The 18,947-nt window shown below is 73.5% G+C and carries 16 protein-coding genes; 6 read left to right on the top strand and 10 right to left on the bottom strand.

The window, feature by feature from the left end; genetic code table 11:
- The 4 genes from OG392_RS34425 to OG392_RS34410 all read right to left on the bottom strand — a co-directional run bounded on the left by OG392_RS34425 (window position 1) and on the right by OG392_RS34410 (window position 6,212).
- Window positions 1-1,974 carry an ABC transporter permease gene (locus OG392_RS34425; protein ID WP_329286063.1) on the bottom strand — a complete coding sequence of 658 codons (1,974 nt, stop codon included), beginning with the start codon at window positions 1,972-1,974 and terminating at the stop codon, window positions 1-3.
- Window positions 1,975-2,113: 139 nt separating this feature from the next.
- Complete coding sequence (locus OG392_RS34420; protein WP_329286061.1) at window positions 2,114-3,184, bottom strand: quaternary amine ABC transporter ATP-binding protein; 1,071 nt, start codon at window positions 3,182-3,184, stop codon at window positions 2,114-2,116.
- Window positions 3,181-4,707, bottom strand: a complete 1,527-nt coding sequence (locus tag OG392_RS34415) for a GMC family oxidoreductase (protein ID WP_329286059.1) — start codon at window positions 4,705-4,707, stop codon at window positions 3,181-3,183. The genes OG392_RS34420 and OG392_RS34415 overlap by 4 nt, the downstream gene beginning before the upstream one ends.
- On the bottom strand, window positions 4,704-6,212 hold the full coding sequence (locus OG392_RS34410) for an aldehyde dehydrogenase family protein (protein ID WP_329286057.1): 1,509 nt from the start codon (window positions 6,210-6,212) through the stop codon (window positions 4,704-4,706). Before OG392_RS34410 ends, OG392_RS34415 begins: the two co-directional genes overlap by 4 nt.
- Before the next feature lie 264 nt (window positions 6,213-6,476).
- Between OG392_RS34410 and OG392_RS34405 the strand changes: the two genes are divergently transcribed.
- A complete protein-coding gene (locus OG392_RS34405; RefSeq protein WP_329286055.1) occupies window positions 6,477-6,818 on the top strand; it encodes a YkvA family protein in 342 nt (113 codons plus the stop codon).
- A gap of 125 nt (window positions 6,819-6,943) precedes the next feature.
- Here the strand turns inward: OG392_RS34405 and OG392_RS34400 are convergent, their stop codons facing one another.
- Complete coding sequence (locus OG392_RS34400; RefSeq protein ID WP_329286053.1) at window positions 6,944-7,594, bottom strand: flavodoxin family protein; 651 nt, start codon at window positions 7,592-7,594, stop codon at window positions 6,944-6,946.
- A gap of 72 nt (window positions 7,595-7,666) precedes the next feature.
- On the opposite strand from OG392_RS34400, the gene OG392_RS34395 reads away from it, so the two are divergent.
- Window positions 7,667-8,011, top strand: a complete 345-nt coding sequence (locus OG392_RS34395; protein ID WP_329286051.1) for a MerR family transcriptional regulator — start codon at window positions 7,667-7,669, stop codon at window positions 8,009-8,011.
- 162 nt (window positions 8,012-8,173) lie between these two features.
- Here the strand turns inward: OG392_RS34395 and OG392_RS34390 are convergent, their stop codons facing one another.
- Both OG392_RS34390 and OG392_RS34385 read right to left on the bottom strand, forming a co-directional pair.
- The gene (locus OG392_RS34390; RefSeq protein ID WP_329286049.1) at window positions 8,174-9,769 is read right to left on the bottom strand and encodes an alpha/beta hydrolase; all 1,596 of its coding nucleotides are present in this window, start codon (window positions 9,767-9,769) and stop codon (window positions 8,174-8,176) included.
- Window positions 9,770-9,964: 195 nt separating this feature from the next.
- Window positions 9,965-10,270 (bottom strand): alpha/beta hydrolase, encoded by a 306-nt coding sequence (locus tag OG392_RS34385; RefSeq protein ID WP_443055001.1) that lies wholly within the window; start codon window positions 10,268-10,270, stop codon window positions 9,965-9,967.
- A 38-nt stretch (window positions 10,271-10,308) separates the two neighbouring features.
- Between OG392_RS34385 and OG392_RS34380 the strand changes: the two genes are divergently transcribed.
- A complete protein-coding gene (locus tag OG392_RS34380) occupies window positions 10,309-10,566 on the top strand; it encodes a hypothetical protein (RefSeq protein WP_329286047.1) in 258 nt (85 codons plus the stop codon).
- 30 nt (window positions 10,567-10,596) lie between these two features.
- Here the strand turns inward: OG392_RS34380 and OG392_RS34375 are convergent, their stop codons facing one another.
- Complete coding sequence (locus OG392_RS34375) at window positions 10,597-11,478, bottom strand: diacylglycerol/lipid kinase family protein (RefSeq protein WP_329286045.1); 882 nt, start codon at window positions 11,476-11,478, stop codon at window positions 10,597-10,599.
- A gap of 31 nt (window positions 11,479-11,509) precedes the next feature.
- Window positions 11,510-13,105, bottom strand: a complete 1,596-nt coding sequence (locus OG392_RS34370; RefSeq protein WP_329286043.1) for an FAD-binding oxidoreductase — start codon at window positions 13,103-13,105, stop codon at window positions 11,510-11,512.
- Between the two features lie 75 nt (window positions 13,106-13,180).
- Between OG392_RS34370 and OG392_RS34365 the strand changes: the two genes are divergently transcribed.
- The 3 genes from OG392_RS34365 (at window position 13,181) to OG392_RS34355 (ending at window position 17,639) form a co-directional block, all read left to right on the top strand.
- On the top strand, window positions 13,181-13,780 hold the full coding sequence (locus OG392_RS34365; RefSeq protein ID WP_329286042.1) for a TetR/AcrR family transcriptional regulator: 600 nt from the start codon (window positions 13,181-13,183) through the stop codon (window positions 13,778-13,780).
- A complete protein-coding gene (locus OG392_RS34360; RefSeq protein ID WP_329286041.1) occupies window positions 13,777-15,354 on the top strand; it encodes a glycerol-3-phosphate dehydrogenase/oxidase in 1,578 nt (525 codons plus the stop codon). Before OG392_RS34365 ends, OG392_RS34360 begins: the two co-directional genes overlap by 4 nt.
- Window positions 15,355-15,533: 179 nt before the next feature.
- Window positions 15,534-17,639 carry a SpoIIE family protein phosphatase gene (locus OG392_RS34355; protein ID WP_329286039.1) on the top strand — a complete coding sequence of 702 codons (2,106 nt, stop codon included), beginning with the start codon at window positions 15,534-15,536 and terminating at the stop codon, window positions 17,637-17,639.
- Between the two features lie 91 nt (window positions 17,640-17,730).
- Here the strand turns inward: OG392_RS34355 and OG392_RS34350 are convergent, their stop codons facing one another.
- Window positions 17,731-18,795, bottom strand: coding sequence for a LacI family DNA-binding transcriptional regulator (locus OG392_RS34350; RefSeq protein ID WP_329286036.1), 1,065 nt, complete (start codon window positions 18,793-18,795; stop codon window positions 17,731-17,733).
- Between the last annotated feature and the right edge of the window lie 152 nt (window positions 18,796-18,947).

Genomic DNA, 18,947 nt, shown 5'->3' with positions numbered 1-18,947 from the left:
TCAGGCCCCCTTTCCCGCGAGGTCACGGCGCTGGGTCGGCTGGGTGACGCGGTCGAGCATGAGGCCGAGGCAGACGATCGCCGCACCGGCCACCAGACCGGTGGCGAGGTCGCCCTGGGCGAGGCCGAACACCGCGTCGTAACCGAGCGCGCCGCCGCCCACGAGGCCGCCGATGACGACGACGGCGAGGACGAGCACCACGCCCTGGTTGACGGCGAGCAGCAGCGCGGGCCGGGCCAGCGGCAGTTGGACCTGGAACAGCTGCTGCCGTCCGGTCGCGCCGAGCGAGCGCGAGGACTCCATGGCGGCCGGGTCCACTCCGCGTACGCCCTGGGCCGTGATCCGTACGACCGCGGGCAGCGCGTAGACGACGGCGGCCGCGACGGCGGGGGCGCGGCCCACGCCGAACAGGGCGACCACGGGAATCAGGTACACGAACTGCGGCATCGTCTGGAAGACGTCGAGCACCGGACGCAGCGCGCGGCCCAGGCGGGTGTTGCGGGCCGCGGCGATCCCGAGCGAGACGCCGAGCAGCAGGGTCACGGCGACGGCGGCCAGTACCTGCGACAGGGTGTCCAGCGCCGGGTCCCAGACGCCGAGCACGCCGATCGCGGCCATCGCGAGGACGGCGGTCGCGGCGGTGCGCCAGGTGCCGATGAACAGGGCGAGGGCGCCGACCGTCAGCAGGACGGCCCACCAGGGCAGCCACTGCAGGCCGTCGCGCAGGGGGTTGAGGACCCAGGTGGTGAACCCGCTCGCCCAGTCGGCGGTACCGCCGACGAGGGGCACACCGGAATAGAGGTGGGCGGTCATCCAGTCGACGGCCGTGTTGACGGGCTCGGCCAGATCGACCGTCCACGCCTCGGGCCAGCCGAGCCGGTCGGTCAGCCGGCCGGCGACGGCGACGACGGCCGTCGCCCCGAGGGCGACGGCCCAGCCGAGCCGGGACCCGCGGGCCGGGGCCGCGCCGAGGCGCTCTCCGGCGGCGGCGGTGACCCGGTCCAGGACGATCGCGAGCAGCACGATCGGCACGCCGGCGGCGAGCGCGGCGCCGACGTCGACGGAGGCCAGGGCCTGGTAGACGCGGTCGCCGAGGCCGCCCGCTCCGATGACGGACGCGATGACGGCCATGCCGAGCGCCATCATGATCGACTGGTTGACACCGAGCAGGAGCTCCTTGCGGGCCAGCGGCAGCCGGGCCGTGAGCAGGCGCTGCCTGCCGGTGGCGCCGAGGGACGCGGCGGCCTCCATGACGCCGGCGTCCGCGCCGCGCAGCCCGAGGGCGGTGAGCCGGGCCATGGGCGGGGCGGCGTAGACGACGGTCGCCAGGACGGCGGCGGGGACGCCGATGCCGAAGACGAGGACGACGGGCAGCAGGTACGCGAAGGCCGGCAGCACCTGCATGGTGTCGAGGACCGGCCGCAGGATCCGGTGCATCCGGTCGGAGACGCCGGCGGCCAGGCCGAGGAGACCGCCGAGCAGTACGGAGGCGGCGACGGCGACGACCATCAGGGCGAGCGTCTGCATGGTCGGCACCCACATGCCGAGCAGTCCGCAGGCGCCGAAGGCGGCGACGGAGGTCAGTGCGAGGCGGACGCCCGCGACCCGCCAGGCCAGCAGCCCGGCGGCGGCGGTGACGCCGGCCCAGCCGAGGGCGAGCAGCAGCAGGTACACCGCGCGGACGGACACGACGACGACGTTGCTGACGTGCCCGAGGAAGTAGAGGAACAGCGGGTGGCCGTCACGGTTGTCGATGATCCAGTCGCTGGTGCGCTCCAGTGGTCCGGACAGGTCGACGGCGAGCGAGGCGGGCCAGCTGCCGCCGCCCAGGAGTACGGCTCCGAGGACCAGCGCCAGGGCGGCGCCGGCGCCGATCAGACGGCCGCGGTGGCGCGCGAGCGCGCGCAGCGCACCGGGCGCGGTGTCGGGGGCGGTCGTGGGGCGGGGGGAGGCGGGGGTGACGGTGGCGGTCATCGGCCCCACCGCCCCGTGGCGTCGGCGGCGGGCGCGGGGCGGCGCGTCACCCGGCCCGTGGCGGCGGTCGTGGCGCCGGGCCACGCGAGGGAGTTCGCGGCAGTGCCGCCCGGCGGCGGCCAGGTCGTATGGGCGTACATCAGGCCACCGCCTTCCCCGTCGCGGCCGGGACCCCGGCGACGACACCGAGGAGTCCGGCGTGGTCGACCACGCCGAGGCAGCGGCCGTTCTCGACGACCCGCGCGTTCACGCCCGTACGGGCGACGGCCTCGATGGCCTCGTGGACGGTGGCGCTCGGGGCGAGCGCGGCGCCCGCCTCGTGCTCGTCGGCGAGCGCGGGGCGCATCGCCGAGCGGACGGTCAGCACCTGTTCGCGCGGGACGTCCCGGACGAAGTCCCTGACGTAGTCGTCGGCGGGGGCGCCCACGATCTCCTCCGGCGTGCCGAGCTGCACGATCCGGCCGTCGCGCATCAGCGCGATGCGGTCGCCGAGCTTCAGCGCCTCGCTCAGGTCGTGGGTGATGAAGACCATCGTGCGGCCCTCCTCCCGGTGCAGCCGGACGACCTCCTCCTGCATGTCCCGGCGGATGAGCGGGTCGAGCGCGCTGAACGGCTCGTCGAACAGCAGGACTTCGGGATCCACGGCGAGCGCGCGGGCCAGTCCGACCCGCTGCTGCTGGCCGCCGGACAACTGGCTCGGCCTGCGGTTCTCCATGCCCTCCAGGCCGACCTTGGTGACGAACTCGGCCGCGCGTGCGCGCCGTTCGCCGCGTCCCACGCCCTGGATCTCCAGCCCGTACGCGATGTTGTCGAGCACGGTCCGGTGCGGGAGCAGCCCGAAGTGCTGGAAGACCATGGACGCGCGGTGCCGGCGCAGCTCGCGGAGCCGGCCGCTGTCCATGGACAGCACGTCCTCGCCATCGATGGAGATGCTGCCCGAGGTCGGTTCGATGAGCCGGGTGAGACAGCGGACGAGCGTCGACTTGCCCGAGCCGGAGAGGCCCATGACGACGAAGACCTCGCCCTTGCGGACGTCGAAGGAGACGTCGCGGACGGCGGCGGTGCAGCCGGTGCGCTCGCGCAGCTCCGCGGCGTCGAGCGAGGCGAGCTCCTTGTCGGCGGGCACGCGGTCGGCCTTCGGGCCGAAGACCTTCCACAGCTCGCGCACGGAGAAGACGGGCTCGGTGGTGTCCTGCGTCGGGTCGTTCATCGTCGGGTGCCTCCCAGCAGGTCCACACATTTCTCGCCGACCATGAGCACACCGATCATCGGGTTCACGGCGGTCATGGTCGGGAAGACGGACGCGTCGGCGATCCGGATGCCGTCGAGGCCCCGGATCCTCAGGTCGGGTGCGACGACGGCGAGTTCGTCGTCCGCGGAGCCCATCCGGCAGGTGCCGGCCGGGTGGTAGACGGTGTGCGCGACGTGGCGGGCGTAGGCGCTGAGCTCCTCGTCGGAGGTGACCTCGGGTCCGGGGCACACCTCGCGCTTCAGCCATCCGGCCAGCGGTTCGCTCGCGGCGATCTGCCGGGCGACGCGGATGCCGTCCACGAGCGTCCGGCCGTCGTAGTCGTCCTCGTCGGTGAAGTACCGGAAGTCGAGCGCGGGCTTGACCTCGGGGTCGGCGCTGGTGAGGTAGAGCCGGCCGCGGCTGCGCGGCTTGGGGATGTTCGGGGTCATCGACACGCCGTGCGCGGGCCGTTCGTAGCCGATCCGCTCGGGGTTGTCGGTGAAGGGGATCTGGTAGAAGTGGAACATCAGGTCCGGTCCCTCGGACTCCGGGTCGCGGCGGACGAAGAGCCCGGCGTCGGAGTCCATCGCGGAGTTCTCCGGGATGGGGCCGTGCGTCTCCCACACGATGACCGACTCGGGGTGGTCGAGGAGGTTCTCGCCGACGCCGGGCAGGTCGTGCACGACGGGGATGCCGAGCTTCTCCAGGTCCGCGCGCGGCCCGATGCCGGAGTGCAGCAGCAGGCGCGGGGTGTCCACCGCCCCGGCGCACACCAGGACCTCGCGCCGGGCGCGGACGACGTGCTCCGTGCCCTCCTTGGTGCGGATGTGCACGCCGGTGGCGCGGGTGCCCTCCAGCTCCAGGCGGAACGCCCAGGTCTCCAGGGCGATGTGCAGGTTCGGCCGGTCCAGGAACGGGTGCAGATAGGCGACCGAGGCGGACGACCGCTTGTTGTTCTCGGGGTGGTAGGCGAGGTCGAAGAAGCCGACGCCCTCGTGGAAGGGCTCCCGGTTGAAGCCTTCGACGCGCGGGACGCCGAGCGCGTTCTGCGCCGCGTCGACGAAGTCCCGGGCTATCGCGTTCCGGTCGGCCTCGTCGACGGGGACGATGTTGTTGCGCAGCCGGGCGAAGTACGGGTCCATCGACGCCGCGTCCCAGCCCTCGGCTCCGGCCCCGGCCCACTCGTCCCAGTCGGAGGGCAGGGGCTTGAAGGCGATGAGGGTGTTGTGCGAGGAACAGCCGCCGAGGACGCGTGCGCGGCTGTGGCGGATGTACGAGTTGCCGCGCGGCTGCTCGGTGGTGGGGTAGTCGTAGTCCAGCTCACCGCCGAGCAGGCCCATCCAGCGGCGCAGGGTGAGGACGTCGTCGCGGCCGACGTCGCTGGGGCCGCCCTCGATCACGGCGACGGTGACGTCGGGGTTCTCGGTCAGCCGGGAGGCGATCACCGAACCGGCGGTGCCGCCGCCGACGACGACGTAGTCGTAGACGTGCTGGTCGTTCATGCCCGGTCCTTCGCCGTCGTGCCCGCGAACCAGCGCACGGGGCGCGGGGCGAGGTTCTGGTAGATGTGCTTGGCCTCGCGGTACTCGGCGAGGCCGCTGGGGCCCAGTTCGCGGCCGATGCCGGACTTTCCGAAGCCGCCCCATTCGGCCTGGGGCAGATACGGGTGGAAGTCGTTGATCCAGACGGTGCCGTGGCGCAGCCGGGCCGCGACGCGGCGGGCGCGGTCCGGGTCGGAGGTCCAGACGGCTCCGGCGAGGCCGTACTCGGTGTCGTTCGCGAGGGTGACGGCCTCCTCCTCGGTGCGGAACGTCTCCACGGTGAGGACGGGGCCGAATATCTCCTCGCGGACGACGCGCATGCGGCGGTGGCAGCGGTCGAGGACGGTGGGCCGGTAGAAGTAGCCGGGGCCTTCGGGGCGCTCGCCGCCCGCGCGCAGGACGGCGCCCTCGCCGAGGGCGGAGGCCACGTACTCCTCGGTCCGCGCGACCTGGGCCGCGGAGACCAGCGGTCCGCACTCGACGCCCGCGTCGGTGCCGCGGCCGAGCCGGATCAGTCGGGCCCGGCGGGCGAGCTCGGCGACGAAACGTTCGCGCAGCGACTCCTCGACGATGAGGCGGGAGCCGGCGGAGCAGACCTGGCCGCTGTGGATGAAGGCGGCGTTGAGCGCCTGGTCGACGGCGGTGTCGAAGTCCTCGGGCGTCGCACAGGCGTCGGCGAAGACGACGTTGGGGTTCTTGCCGCCCAGTTCGAGGGCGACCTTCTTCACGCTGTCGGCGGCGGCCCTGGCGACCTTCGTGCCGCTGACGAGACCGCCGGTGAAGGAGACGAGGTCGACGGAGGGGTGCTCGGCGAGCCGGGCGCCGACGGTGTGGCCGGGGCCGGTGACGATGTTGGCCGCGCCGAGCGGCAGCCCGGCCTCCAGGAGCAGCTCGACCAGGACGACGGTGCTGAGCGGGGTGATCTCGCTGGGCTTGATCACGAAGGTGTTGCCGGCGGCGAGGGCGGGCGCGATCTTCCAGCTGGCCTGGAGCAGCGGGTAGTTCCACGGCGTGATCAGGGCGCAGACCCCGACGGGCTCGTGCACGACGACGCTGCGGATGTCGGCCGAACCCGCGTCGACGACCCGTCCGCCGTCCTCCTTCTCGACGAGGTCGGCGAAGTAGAGGAAGGCGTCGCGGACGCAGTCGACGTCGACGCGGCCCTCCTCCAGGGTCTTGCCCGCGTCCTGGCTCTCCAGGGCGCCGATCCGCTCGCGGTCGCGCTCCAGCAGGTCGGCGACCCGCCGCAGCAGGGCGGCGCGCTCGGCGACCGGTGTGCGCGGCCAGGAACCGTCGTCGAACGCGGCGCGTGCCGCCGCCACGGCCTCGTCGGTGTCCTGGACACCGCCCTCCGCGACGACCGCGAAGGCGGTCGCGTCGACGGGGTCGATGATCTCGCGCGTGGCTCCGGACAGGGCTGCGCGCCACTCTCCGCCCACATGGATGGTCTGTTGTGCTGCCGTCACGTCGCGTATGGCCTTTCGTTCCTCAGAGTCCCCCTGCCGGTGTCACCGGCGGTTCGGCCGCCTGCCCTGGGTTCCCGGATCCATGCGCAAAGCGTTGCGGAGAGTGTTCTGAGTCACGCTTTAAGTAGGGCCAAAGGGGCATATCGCAGACCGGCCCGCGTGGAGCAGGCTCGGCGTACGACGCCGGGGAGCGCGCCCGGCGTCGTACCCTGGCCATCGGCGCGCATCGGCGCGGCCTGGACCTCACGGAGGAAGGAGAGCGGCGTGGACGGCAACGTCTGGCTCGTCGTGGCCCTGGTTCTCCTGCTCGCGGTGGCGGCATGCGCCGCCGTTCTGCTCGTACGCGTCCTCCGCACCCGCCGGCTACTGGTGGACGCCGGGGTGCCGCTGCAGTCCAAGGCCCTGTTCTGGGCGGCGGTCGTCTACACGGTCTCGCCGATCGACCTGATCCCGGACCCTGTCTACCTGGACGACATCGGCGTCCTCCTGATCGCCCTGCGGGCGCTGCACACGGCGGTCGCCCGAAGCGCGGCGGCCCCCGAGGGCCTGCCCACGGGGGCCGAGGGCCCGGCCAGGAGTCAGGGCAAGCTGCCGCCCCGTCCGTGAGAGCGGACCCCAGGCACCTGACGCGTGGGCCCTCCGGTCAGGCACCTCTCGGCCCACACCTCCGTCACACAGCGCACCCGCCGCGTCCGGCCGGGTCAGCGCTCCGCCCGCGGGTCTCCGCGCGCTCAGACCGCAGCGCCGACCGTCTCCGCCGCCCGCTCCGCGGACTCCGCCCGCCGCTCGTGCGGGAAGAGCGCCAGTGGCGCCTCCCCCGCGAAGTACGTCTTCGCCCGGGTCAGCGCCCGCTCGTCGCCGTGCACCTGGCCCGGGCGGGAGCCGTTGCCGAGGAGGACTCCACCGAAGCGCATCCGGAGGTAGGCCGCCGTGTTGTTCAGGGTCGTGGCCATGCCGTCGGCGACAGCCTCGTCCTCGTCCGCCATGGCCGCCACCGCCCACAGCGTCCGGCCCGCCATCCGCTGCTTGAAGTCGAGGCCGGGAACGCCGAGCCAGCCCGACCAGTAGTCGAGGTAGCGCTTCGTCTGGGCGGAGAGGGTGTACCAGTACAGCGGTGAGGCGATCACGATGTCGGTGGCCTCCGTCGTGGCGTCCCGGAGGATCCGTTCGGCCTCCGAGACCGGCCAGTCGCCCTCCTCGTGGCGTCCGTCCTGGAAGTCCGGCAGCGGCAGCGTGTTCAGGTCGATCCAGCGCTGCGGGACGTCGGCGGGCAGCGCCTCGGCGGCGGCCCTCGCGAGTATCCCGGTGTTGCCGTCGGCGCGCGAGCTGCCCAGTACGAAGAGGAAGGAGCGGTCGGCGGGACGCGGGGAATGATTCGTCATGGCCCGACGCTAACCGTTGACACTGATGTCAAGGTCAACTCGCTCCCGGACGGAGCGGAAGGCGGGGTACGCATGCTGATCGGGGAGCTGTCCCGGCGCACCGGGGTGAGCACCCGGCTGCTGCGCTACTACGAGGCGCAGGGGCTGCTGGAGGCGCGTCGCGGCCCGAACGGCTATCGCGCGTACGACGAGGACGCGGTGGGTACCGTGCGCAAGGTCCGCGCCCTGCTGGCCGCGGGGCTGCCCACCGAGGTGATCCGGGTCGTCCTGCCGTGCACCGGTGAGGACGGGACGGCGTTCGACTGGTGCGCCGACATCCGGGATCTGATGCTCCGTGAACTGGCGTCCACCGACGCCCGTATCGACGACCTCCATCGCCGACGCACCACCCTCGCCGGGTACTTGGCCGGCTCCTGACCTCGCCGCCGGTACCGGCGGCGAGGCGCGGGCCGGGACGGGACCGGCGAGGAGGCGCAGGCCGGGACGGGACCGGCGAGAGGCCAGGACGGGGACCGGCGGCGCGCCGGGACAGGGCCCCCGCGTCACGGGGCCCCTGTCACTCGCCGTTCGTCGTGCGGGTCAGAAGCGGTCCAGGCCCGGGATGCCCGGCGGCGTCGGCAGCGGCAGGTCCAGACGGTTCTGCGCCTGGGCCGGCGTGGCCCGGCAGGTCACGTCGGCGGCCGGCAGCCTGCCCGTCGTCAGATAGGCGGTGGCGGTCACGTCGGCGCAGGACTTGGATCCGTAGACACCGTGGCCCTGGCCGCCGAGGACGGTGACCATCCGGGCGCCCTTCATCGTCCGGCGCAGCCCCTCGCCGCTGACCAGCGGCGTCTGGGAGTCCCACTCGTTCTGGAGGATGAGCGCTCCGACGGAGTTGTTCACCCTGGTGGCCGGCTCGGACCCGTTCTTCCAGAACGCGCACGGCTTGATGTTCGACGCGAAGTCGCCGTACAGCGGGTACCTGGCCTTGTCGCGGATCGCGTCGCGGCGGTACTGCTCCGGGTCGCGCGGCCACGAACGGGTGTCGGCGCACGCCACGGCCCAGAAGGCGGCGTCCGAGTTGTCCGAGGGGACGGCGCGGGCGAACGCGGGCGGTACGTGACGGGGCGTCGTGGCACGCTCCGAAGGCGCCGGGGAGGACGTCCCCTCGGCCGCCTTCCTGAGCTCGACGATCGCCTCGGCCGCGCCCTTCACGTCGAAGAACATGGCCCGGCCGGCGCGGATGTCGTCGCCGGTCACGAACGTGCCCTGGATGTCGATCGGCTCGCGCTCCGCCCGTGCGACCAGGCCCCAGTAGGTCTTCCCGACCTCGGCCGGGGTGTCGCCGAGCCCGTACGTGGCGTGCCGCTCGGCGGTCCACGCGGTCCAGCGCGCGAAGGCGGGCTCCGCGCCCTCCGCCCACACCTGGATCATGCCGCGCCAGATCCGCTCCGGGTCGACCGCGCTGTCCAGCACGAACCGGTCGGTCCGCCGCGGGAACATCTGCGTGTAGACGGCGCCCAGGTACGTGCCGTAGGAGTAGCCCAGGTACGAGACCTTCCTCTCGCCGAGCGCGGCACGGATGACGTCCATGTCCCGTGCGGTGTTGCGCGTGGTCAGGTGGGGCAGGACGTCGCCGCTCCTCGCCCGGCACTTCTCGGCGACGGTCCGCGCCCAGCGGACGTCCCTGTCGAACGTCGCCGCCTTGTACGGGCGCTGCCAGTCCGCTTCGTCCGCGTTCAGGCCGCAGCTCACGGGCGAGCTCCGCCCGACGCCGCGGGGGTCGAAGCCGATGAGGTCGTACCGCTCCTTCACCGCGTCCGGCAGCTCCGGCCCCATCCACAGCGGCATGTCGAGACCCGGGCCGCCGGGACCGCCGGGGTTGAGCAGCAGGACACCGTGTCGCTTCTGGGGGCTGGTCGCCCTGATCCGGGACACGGCGATGTCGAGCTTCCTGCCGTTCGGCCGGGAGTAGTCGAGCGGCACCTTGAGCGTCGCGCACTGGTAGTTCTCGGGTGCCTCGGCCTCGCAGCGCTTCCAGCGCGGTATCTGCTGGGTGTACTGCTTCAAGGGGTCGGCGGAGACCGTCCGGGAGGTGACCGGTTCGGCAGCGGAGGCGACGGCGGGCGTGAGAGCGGGCACGAGGGTCGCGACCGCGCTGATGGCCACGAGGGGAGCTATGCGGGTGCTTCGCACAGAGTCAGGTCCTTGCGGGAGGTGGACGATGCGTCTCATGCACCCTTGCGCACAAGGCAGTTGAGCGAAATCCCTCCCCCGGCCATCCCGGCGTCCGACCGCAGGAGGAGCCCGCCCCGGGAAATGGTTCCCGAGGCGGAGAACGCCACCCGCGGGTTTCGCGTCCGTCCTCTTCGACGTCAGGCCTCTTCGACGTCAGGCATCCGTGATGTCCGGCCTTCGTGATGTCGGGCCGACCGGGCCGCGCGGGGGCGCGGTCGCCAGGAAGTCGCGGATGTCGCGGATCTCCTGGGCGGAGATGCCGTGGCCCAGGTCCGGACAGGTCCACTCGCGCAGGTCCGCTCCGGACCGCTCCCGCAGCCAGGCGCCCGTGCGTGCGACCAGATCGGCGGGGATCACCGTGTCCGCGGTGTCGCGCCCCCAGAAGACCGGGAGCCCGGCGAGCCGACCGGTCTCCTCGGGCAGCCCGGCGTCCCAGGGCAGGGTGCCGGACAGCAGCACGGCGGCGGAGAAGCGCCGCGGTGCGGCCAGGACGAGCCGTGGCGAGCAGCCTGATGTCCCGCCGCGTGGAGCAGCAGCTCAAGGGCGACGAGGGCCTCTCGCATCCGCAGTACGAGGTCCTCGTGCGGCTGTCGGCGACGCCCGACGCCGCCCCCGGACACGTCGCCCTCGTCCGCGAGCTGTTCATCGACGCCCTCGAACCCGGGCAGATCGCCCTGCTCGCCGACGCACTGGAGACCGTGGGGCATCGGCTGCGCGGGGACGCCCCGCCCCCGCCCGGTCCCCCGGCGAGGTGACGGGTCGCCCCGCGCACACATGACCCCCGGTCAGGCCAGGACGTTCAGCGCGGCAGGCCGCACCCTGAGGGTCACTGGCAGCACAGCGTCGACCTCGCCGTCCGCGCCGTACGGAAGGGGACGGTCCGCTTCGAGGCGGACCTCCTTGCCGCGCAGGATCTCGACCTCGGGCCGGTTCACGTGCACGCCCGTCTTCAGCTCGTTCATCATGGCGAAGAAGAGCCGCTTGGGCGCCTGCTTGATGACCACGACGTCGAGCAGACCGTCATCGATCCGCGCGCCCGGTGCGACGTTCCTCCCGAAGCCGTAGTAGCCCGAGTTCGCCACGACCACGGTGTAGCCGGTGCGCCCGTGCCGCACCCCGTCGACGGTGACGCGGTACGTGGCGGGCTTCCAGCCGAGGACCGCCCGCAGCCCGCCCGCGTAGTACGAGGCCGCGCCGCGCAGCACGCGGGAGGCGTTGGCGTGGCGGTTGGCCACCGCGTCGACGCCCGCGTACACGCTGCCGAGCACGCAGGTCCTCGCGTGCACGGCGGACTCCACCTCGATGGTGTCGACGGCCCGCGGCTCGCCGTGGAGCAGTGTCTCGACGAGCTGCCGGGCGTCCGAGGGGAGGCCCAGGGCGCGGGCGAAGTCGTTGCCGCGCCCCGCCGGGACGAGGCCGAAGACCGTGTCCGTACCGCTGAGCGCGCCGCCGACGCAGCCGGCCATGCCGTCACCGCCGACGGCGAGCACGACGTGCCCCCGTGCTCCGGCTTCCTGGGCGAGCTCTCGGGCGTGCTCCAGGCTGCGGCTGTAGACGGTGTCGAGCCTGGCACCCGCCTCCCGCAGAAGACGGGCCAGCGGGAGCAGACCCGCCGTGCCGCTGGAACCCCCTGCGGTGGGGTTGACGACGGCGGTGAACTGTCGCATGGATCTGGCCTCCGGGCGGCAGAAGTAGGGTTCAGCGGACGGGGATGAGGACTCCGGGGCTGAGCACACCGGAGGGGTCGACCTCGGCCTTGACGGCCTGCAGCATGCGGATGCCGAGCGGGCCGATCTCCCGGGCGTACCAGTCGCGGTGGTCGGTGCCGACGCCATGGTGGTGGCTGATGGTGCCGCCCGCGGCCAGGATCGCGTCGTTGGCCGCCCGCTTCACCGGTTCCCAGTGCGCGACCGGGTCCTTCCCCTGCGCGGAGACGACGGTGAAGTACAGGGAGGCGCCGTTCTCGTACGTGTGCGAGATGTGGCACATGACGAGCGGCGGCGTGCCGGCCTCGGTGAGGGTGCTGGTCAGCGCGTCCCGCACGGCCGCGTAGAGGCCCGGGACGGCGGACCAGAAGGCCGCGGTCTCCAGCGTCTCGGCGAAGGCTCCGGCGTCGAGCAGCGCGTCCCTCAGGTAGGGAGCGTTGTACCGGCCGTGCTCCCACTTGTCGCCGGGCTCCTCGCCGATGAGCTCGCCGTCGCAGGCGAGGAGGATCTCGCAGGCGGCGGCACGGCGTGCGGCCGTCTCCTCCTCGGTGCCCTCGTAGCCGACGATGGCCATGCAGCCCGGGTTCTGCGGGACTTCGGCGCTGCCGATGGCGTCCGGCTGCGCGAGACCGATGAAGGTCTCCGACTCGTCCGAGAGCCGCAGCACGGTGGGGCGCGGACCGTCCTGGGCCAGTCGGCGCAGTGCCGCCGTGCCTGCCTCGAAAGAGGTGAAGCGCCAGCCCTCGTAGACCCGCTTCGCGGGGAGCGGACGGATGCGGACGGTCACGGCGGTGATCACTCCGAGGGCGCCCTCGGAGCCGAGGATCAGCTGGCGCAGGTCCGGGCCGGCCGCCGAGCGCGGGGCCCGGCCGGTCTCCAGGGTCCCCTCGGGGGTGGCGACCGTCAGGCCGAGGACCATCTCGTCGAAGCGGCCGTATCCGGCCGACGCCTGGCCGCTGGAGCGTGCCGCGGCGAAGCCGCCGACGGTCGCCCATTCGAAGGACTGCGGGAAGTGTCCGAGGGTCCAGCCGCGCTCGTTGAGGAGGGCCTCGCACCGCGGGCCGCGCAGGCCGGGCTGGAGCGTCGCGGTGCGGGAGACCTCGTCGACGGCGAGCAGCCGGTCGAGCCGCCGCAGGTCGAGCGCGACGAACGGGCGCTCGGTGGTGGGCGCGAGGCCGCCGACGACGGAGGTGCCGCCGCCGAAGGGCACGGCGGCGACGCCGTGTTCGGCGCAGGCGCGCAGCACGGCGAGGACCTCGTCGTGGTCGCCGGGCAGCACGACCGCGGCGGGGATGTCGTCGACCTCTCCGGCACGGATGCGCAGCAGGTCGGGGGTCGACTTGCCGCGGGTGTGCCGGACGCGGCTCTCCGCGTCCTCCCGCAGGCCGTCGGGCGCGCCGACGGCCTGCCGCAGCGCGGCGCGGGCCTCGTCGGCCAGCGCCGGGGCGGGCGGTTCTATGTCGGCGAGGTCCGCCGGGCCGCTCTCGCGCGGGGTGACGCCGAGCAGGTCACGCAGGAGGCCGGTGACCGAGTCGGGCAGGGGTGCCGCCTTGGCCGGGTCGCCCCAACCGCTCCACAACATGTCCACTTCGAAAGGGTTCCTTACGGTCTGTTTCACGGATGGCGCTGCCACGCGGCCGACGCTGGCATTACACTGTGACAGATGACGCCCATTCGTCACAACCATGAAGACGCAGATCCCGTGCTCGACGCCGCACGCGACTGCGTGCTCGCCGTCGGCGTACGGCGGACCACCCTCACCGACATCGCCCGGCGCGCGGGCGTGTCCCGGATGACGATCTACCGGCGCTGGCCCGATGTGCGCAGCCTCGTGGGCGACCTGATGACCCGTGAGTGGATCGCCGTGGCGGCCGGCGCGATGCCGCCCGCCGACGAGGACCGGCCCGAGCGGGAGCGGATCGTCGCGGGGCTCGTGGCGGGAGCCGCCGCGTTCCGGGCCCACCCGCTCTTCCACAAGATCATCGACGTCGATCCCGAGCTGCTGCTGCCGTACATCCTCGACCGCCGGGGCGCCAGCCAGGACGCCCTGCTCGGACTCCTCCACACGGCACTCGAGGACGGCCACGAGGACGGCTCCGTACGCCGCGTCCGGGCGGACCTGCAGGCCAGGTCCCTGCTGCTCGTCGTCCAGTCCTTCACGCTCTCGCTGCGCACCATGACCGACGACACCGATCCCGAACTGAGCGAAGCCGCCTTCCTCGACGAGCTGCGCACCCTGCTGGAGAGGACCATCGCCCCATGAACCCCACGAGCAGCCCCGCCCTGCCCGGCTCCTCCCTCGACGCGCGGCGGCGCCTGCGCGAACTGGACCGGCTCACCGGCGGAGCCGCCGACAGCGCGGTCGACGTCCTGGTCGTCGGCCTGGGTGCCACCGGCGCCGGTGCCGCGCTCGACGCGGCCACCCGCGGGCTCACCGTCGCCGCGATCGACGCCCACGATCTCGCTTTCGGGACGTCCCGCTGGAGCTCCAAACTGATCCACGGCGGACTGCGCTACCTCGCCTCCGGACAGCTCGACGTCGCCCACGAGAGCGCGGTCGAGCGCGGCATCCTCATGGAACGCACCGCCCCCCACCTCGTGCGCGCGCAGCCCTTCGTCCTCCCCCTGACCCCGCTCGTCAGCCGCGGCCAGGCCGCCCTGGCCCGCGCCGGATTCCTCGCGGGCGACCTGCTGCGCGTCGGCGCCCGCACCTCGCGGAGCACGCTGCCCCAGCCGCGCACGCTCTCCGCCGTCGAGACCCGGCACCTCGCCCCGGCCCTCCGCCCCACCGGGCTGCGCGGCGGACTGCTCTCCTGGGACGGCCGGCTCTCCGACGACGCCCGTCTGGTCACCGCGATCGCCCGCACGGCGGCGGCGTACGGCGCCCACGTACTCACCCGCACGCGGGCCCTGGAACTCCACCGCGACGGTGCTCTGGTCCGCGACGAGACCACGGGCCAGGAGCTGCGGATCCGCGCCCGTACGGTGATCAACGCGGCCGGCGTCTGGGCGGGCGGCCTCGTCGACGACGTCCGCCTGCGGCCTTCGCGCGGCACCCACCTCGTCCTGCGCTCCGAGCAGCTCGGCCGGCTCTCCGCGGGTCTGCACATCCCGATCCCCGGGGAGTCGAACCGCTTCGTGCTGGTCCTGCCCCAGGGTGACGGACGCGTGTACGTCGGCCTCACCGACGAACCCGTCGACGGCGACATCCCCGACGTTCCGGAGGTCCCCGAGACCGACATCGGCTTCCTCCTCGACGTCCTCGGCTCCGCCCTCGACGTGACCGTCCACCGCGCCGACGTGGTCGGGGCGTTCGCGGGCCTGCGTCCCCTGCTCGACACCCGGGACGCGGCGGGCCGCACCGCCGACATCTCCCGCAAGCACGCCGTGCTGACCTCGCCCTCCGGCGTCGTCACCGTGGTCGGCGGCAAGCTGACCACGTACCGCCGCATGGCCCAGGACGCCGTCGACGCCGCCGTGACCGCCGGCGGGCTGAGCGCCGGCCCGTGCCGCACCGCGTCCGTCCCGCTCGTCGGCGCCGCCCGGCCGCAGGTACTCGCCGGGCTCGACGTCCCGGCCCGGCTCGTGTACCGCTACGGCTCCGAGGCGCCCGCCGTGCACCGGCTCGGCCTGGAGGACCCCGCCCTCGCCCGGCCCGTCGTCCCCGGCCACCCGGTCACCGGCGCCGAGCTGGTGTGGGCCGTCCGCCACGAAGGCGCCCTCGACACCTCCGACCTCCTCGACCGCCGCACCCGTATCGGCCTGGTCCCGGAGGACCGGGCCGTGGCCGAGGAAGCGGCCCGAGCCGCCCTGTCGGAGACCTCGCAGGTGCCGTGACGTGCGGTGCCGTCCGGGTGCCCGACGGGTCGCGGCGCGGCGGAGACCGCCGGCACCTTCCCGGTCCGGCGGTCTCCGTGATGTCCGATCCGGCGCGCGCGGGCAGAATTGACGTGAGCATCCCGCTCCGCCGGTGAGCAGCTCGCCCGCCGTCCGTCCGTGCCCGGAAAGGGGGCCGTGTGTCCTCTCCTCGACCGGGGGGTCGGCCGGGGGACGAGCAGGCCCCGGGGCCGCTCTGGTCGGAGCCCGGGACACTGCTCGAACACGTGGCCGTGGCCGTGCTCGGCATCGACGAGGACGGGCTGATCTGCTACTGGGGGCCCGGTGCGCAGCGGCTCTTCGGACACGAGGCCGCGGAGGTGCTGTCCCGGCCGGCCGATGTGCTCTTTCCCGCCGCTCCCCTCGACGGGGCCGGTGCGGCGGAGCGTCTCGCGGAGCGCGGTCGCACGCTGGGCTACTGGCGGGCCCGGGTACCGACGCTGCACCGGGACGGCAGGGTCTTCGACTGCGGGTTCCGCGTCTTCCCGGTGACCGGCGCCGAGGGCCGGTCCGTCATTCTCGGCCTGGCCAGCGAGAGTGCCGGGCTCGACCGGGTGAAGACCAATCTGGCCTTTCTCGACGCGCTGTTCGCGACGTGTCCGATCGGCCTGGTGATGCTCGACGAGAACCTGCGGTACGTCCACCTCAACCAGGCCCTGGCGGACATGGACGGGACCCCGGTCGAGGACCACATCGGCCGGACCATGGCCGAGTTCATGATCACGCCCGACGGGGGTGAGTACGAGCGCATGCTGCGGGCGGTCGCCGAGGAGGGCCGGACCGTCGTGAGCACGCTGGTCGTGCTGCGCACCCCCGGCCGGCCCGACCGGGAGCAGGTCCGCTCCGTGAGCTTGTTCCCGCTCAGCCGGGCGGTCGGCTCGCGCGCGGGCGTGGGCGGTCTCCTCGTGGACGTCACCGACCGGGAGCAGGCCCTCGTGGAGGCGGCCGCCGGCAGACAGCGGCTGGCGCTCCTCGACCGGGCCGCGGCCCGTATCGGCACCACGCTGGACGTGAACGTCACGGCCCGCGAGCTGGTCGCGACGGCCGTTCCCGAGTTCTGCGACGCCTCCGTGGTGGAGGTCGTGGAGTGGAAGGACGAGCGCGAGGTGCTCGATCCGGAGTCGGCGCTGCTCACCCGCCGGATCGCGGCCGGCACCTGTCTGCCGCCGCCCGCCGCCGAACTGGTCGGCGGCCTGGAGCGCGTGACGTATCCGCCCGGATCGAGCATCCACCAGGCCCTCACGACGGGCCGCCCCGTCTGCGTACCGGTCGACGCCGACTTCATGACCCACACGGTCGTCCACCAGGCCCGCGCCCGGCTCCTGGTCGACAGCGGTCTCACCTCGCTGCTGATCGCTCCGTTGATCGCACGGGGCACGGTGCAGGGCATCACCATGTTCGGCCGCGCGGCCGGCCGTCCGGACTTCACCGAGGAGGACCTCAGCCTGGCCGGCGAGCTCGCCTCCCGTGCCGCGCTGTGCCTGGACAACGCACGGCTCTACAGCCGGGTGCAGGACATCGCGCTCACCCTCCAGCGCGCACTGTTGCCCACGGCCCTCGCGAGCAGCCCGTCGGTGCGCGTCGCCCACCGCTACCTGCCGGGCAGCCAGGCCACCGAGGTCGGCGGCGACTGGTACGACGTGATCGAACTGCCCGGCGGCCGGGTGGCCCTGGTGGTCGGCGACGTGATGGGTCACGGGGTGCCCGCGGCGGCGGCGATGGGGCGGCTCCGCATCACGGCCAGGGCGCTGGCCCGCCAGAACCTGGATCCCGACAGCCTCCTGGAGGAGCTCGACGTCTGCGCCCAGGACGCCGGCATCGCGTACGCCACGTGCCTCTACATCCGCTACGACCCGACGACCGGACTGGCCCGCGTCGCGAACGCGGGCCATCTGCCGCCGCTGCTCCGCCGGGCGGACGGCACGGTCGAGTCGGTCGACGAGGTGCTGGGGGTGCCGCTGGGCGTCGGCGGTGTGCCGTTCCGTACGACCGACATCGAGCTCCACGACGGCGACACCCTCGCGTTGTACACCGACGGCCTCGTCGAGGCCCGCGGCGTCGACATCGACGAGGGGATGGCGGCGCTGCGCGCCCGGCTCGAAGGCGCGGACGGCACGCTGGAGGAGACGGCGGACGACGTCCTGGCGCGACTGCTGCCCGAGGCGCCCACCGACGACGCCGTGATCGTGCTCGCCCGGATCCGGCGCGACGGCCCCGCACCGGGGCCGGGTGGCGCCCCCGGCTGACGGCGGGGACGACGTCGCGGGGACGACTTCGCCGGGGACGCGGAGGAGCGTCCGGCCCGTCCTGGGCGCCGTCCCGGGGGGCCCGTTCCGCTCAGCCGCCGCTGGAGGAGCGCACCCGCAGCCGCGGAAGGACGAACAGCCGGTGCCGGGGAGCGTCCGGCTGCTCGATCCTGCGCACCAGCAACTCCACGGCGGAAGCACCGACTTCGTGCTTCGCCGGGGCGATGGCGCTCAGCGGGATGTCGGCGAGTCCCGCCACCTCGTCGTCGTACGCCACGATCGCGACGTCGCCGGGGACCTGGACGGATCGCGCGCGAAGCCGTCTCAGCAGCGCGAGCGCGTGGTTGTCGGGATGGGCGATGACCGCGTCGACCCGGCCGGCCGTCACGGCCTCCAGGAGTTCCTCGACCGGTTCGTCGTACTGCGGGCTCCCGGGGCCCGCGTCGCCGGTGTCCAGGACGGACGTCGGCAGCGGGGCTTCGAGCCCGGCCGCGCGGACGCCGGCCTCGAAGCCCTCGATGATCCACTGCGCGGTCGGGCTGGTGCCGCGCACGAGCAGGGCGAGGCGGGTGCGACCGGCCTCCGCGAGATGCCGTACGGCGAGGCGCGCGCCGTGGACGTGGTCGGACACGACGTGGTCGATGCCGGCCATCTCGTCCGACTCGGGCCTGCGTTCCACGATCACGACGGGGACCGGCAGGTGCTCGTACCAACCGCGCGGCCCGGTCGGGACGACGAGGAGTCCGTCGACGCCGTCGCCGATCATCCGCTCGACCTGCGCGCGCTCCTCGTCCGCGTCGTATCCCGAGATGTCGAGGACCAGCCGGGCGCTGCGGGCGGCGGCGGCCTCGCGCGCGCCCTTGATGACCTCGGGGTAGTAGTAGTCGGCGGACGGCACGATCAGGCCGATGACACGCTCCCGGCGGCGGGCCGGTGCGACGGGGTCCGCGTCGGCGGGTGCGGTCTCCGCCCAGGTCTCGGGCAGCATGGCCCCGCCGTGCACCCGGGCGACCAGGCCGCGGTCGGCGAGCACCTCGACGTCGCGGCGGACGGTGACCGGGGAGACTCCCAGTTCGGCGGCGAAGTCGCTGCCCCGGAGGGAGCCCTCTTCGCGCAGCCTGCGCAGGATCGCCTGATGCCTGTGTTCCGCGTGCACTTCCCCGCTCCCCTCGAACGACGGCCCAGTTCAGGAGCAGTGTAGCCACCTTGCGATCGATCCTGTCTGTTCTTTATCGAACAGACAATCAGTGGCTGTTCCTGTCCAAAGCGTTGCTCTCTTGCTTTTCTGCGTGTTAGAAACCCCACGCT

Source organism: Streptomyces sp. NBC_00691, assembly GCF_036226665.1.
In the GTDB taxonomy this organism is placed as follows: domain Bacteria; phylum Actinomycetota; class Actinomycetes; order Streptomycetales; family Streptomycetaceae; genus Streptomyces.
The sequence above is the reverse complement of the archived record's forward strand: the minus strand, read 5'-3'. Positions and strand labels throughout refer to the sequence as shown.

Excerpts from the sequence above, each read along its gene's own strand:
- OG392_RS34425 (WP_329286063.1), bottom strand. The coding sequence starts at position 1,974 with ATGACCGCCACCGTCACCCCCGCCTCCCCCCGCCCCACGACCGCCCCC.
- OG392_RS34420 (WP_329286061.1), bottom strand. The coding sequence starts at position 3,184 with ATGAACGACCCGACGCAGGACACCACCGAGCCCGTCTTCTCCGTGCGC.
- OG392_RS34415 (WP_329286059.1), bottom strand. The coding sequence starts at position 4,707 with ATGAACGACCAGCACGTCTACGACTACGTCGTCGTCGGCGGCGGCACC.
- OG392_RS34400 (WP_329286053.1), bottom strand. The coding sequence starts at position 7,594 with ATGACGAATCATTCCCCGCGTCCCGCCGACCGCTCCTTCCTCTTCGTA.
- OG392_RS34395 (WP_329286051.1), top strand. The coding sequence starts at position 7,667 with ATGCTGATCGGGGAGCTGTCCCGGCGCACCGGGGTGAGCACCCGGCTG.
- OG392_RS34375 (WP_329286045.1), bottom strand. The coding sequence starts at position 11,478 with ATGCGACAGTTCACCGCCGTCGTCAACCCCACCGCAGGGGGTTCCAGC.
- OG392_RS34365 (WP_329286042.1), top strand. The coding sequence starts at position 13,181 with ATGACGCCCATTCGTCACAACCATGAAGACGCAGATCCCGTGCTCGAC.
- OG392_RS34360 (WP_329286041.1), top strand. The coding sequence starts at position 13,777 with ATGAACCCCACGAGCAGCCCCGCCCTGCCCGGCTCCTCCCTCGACGCG.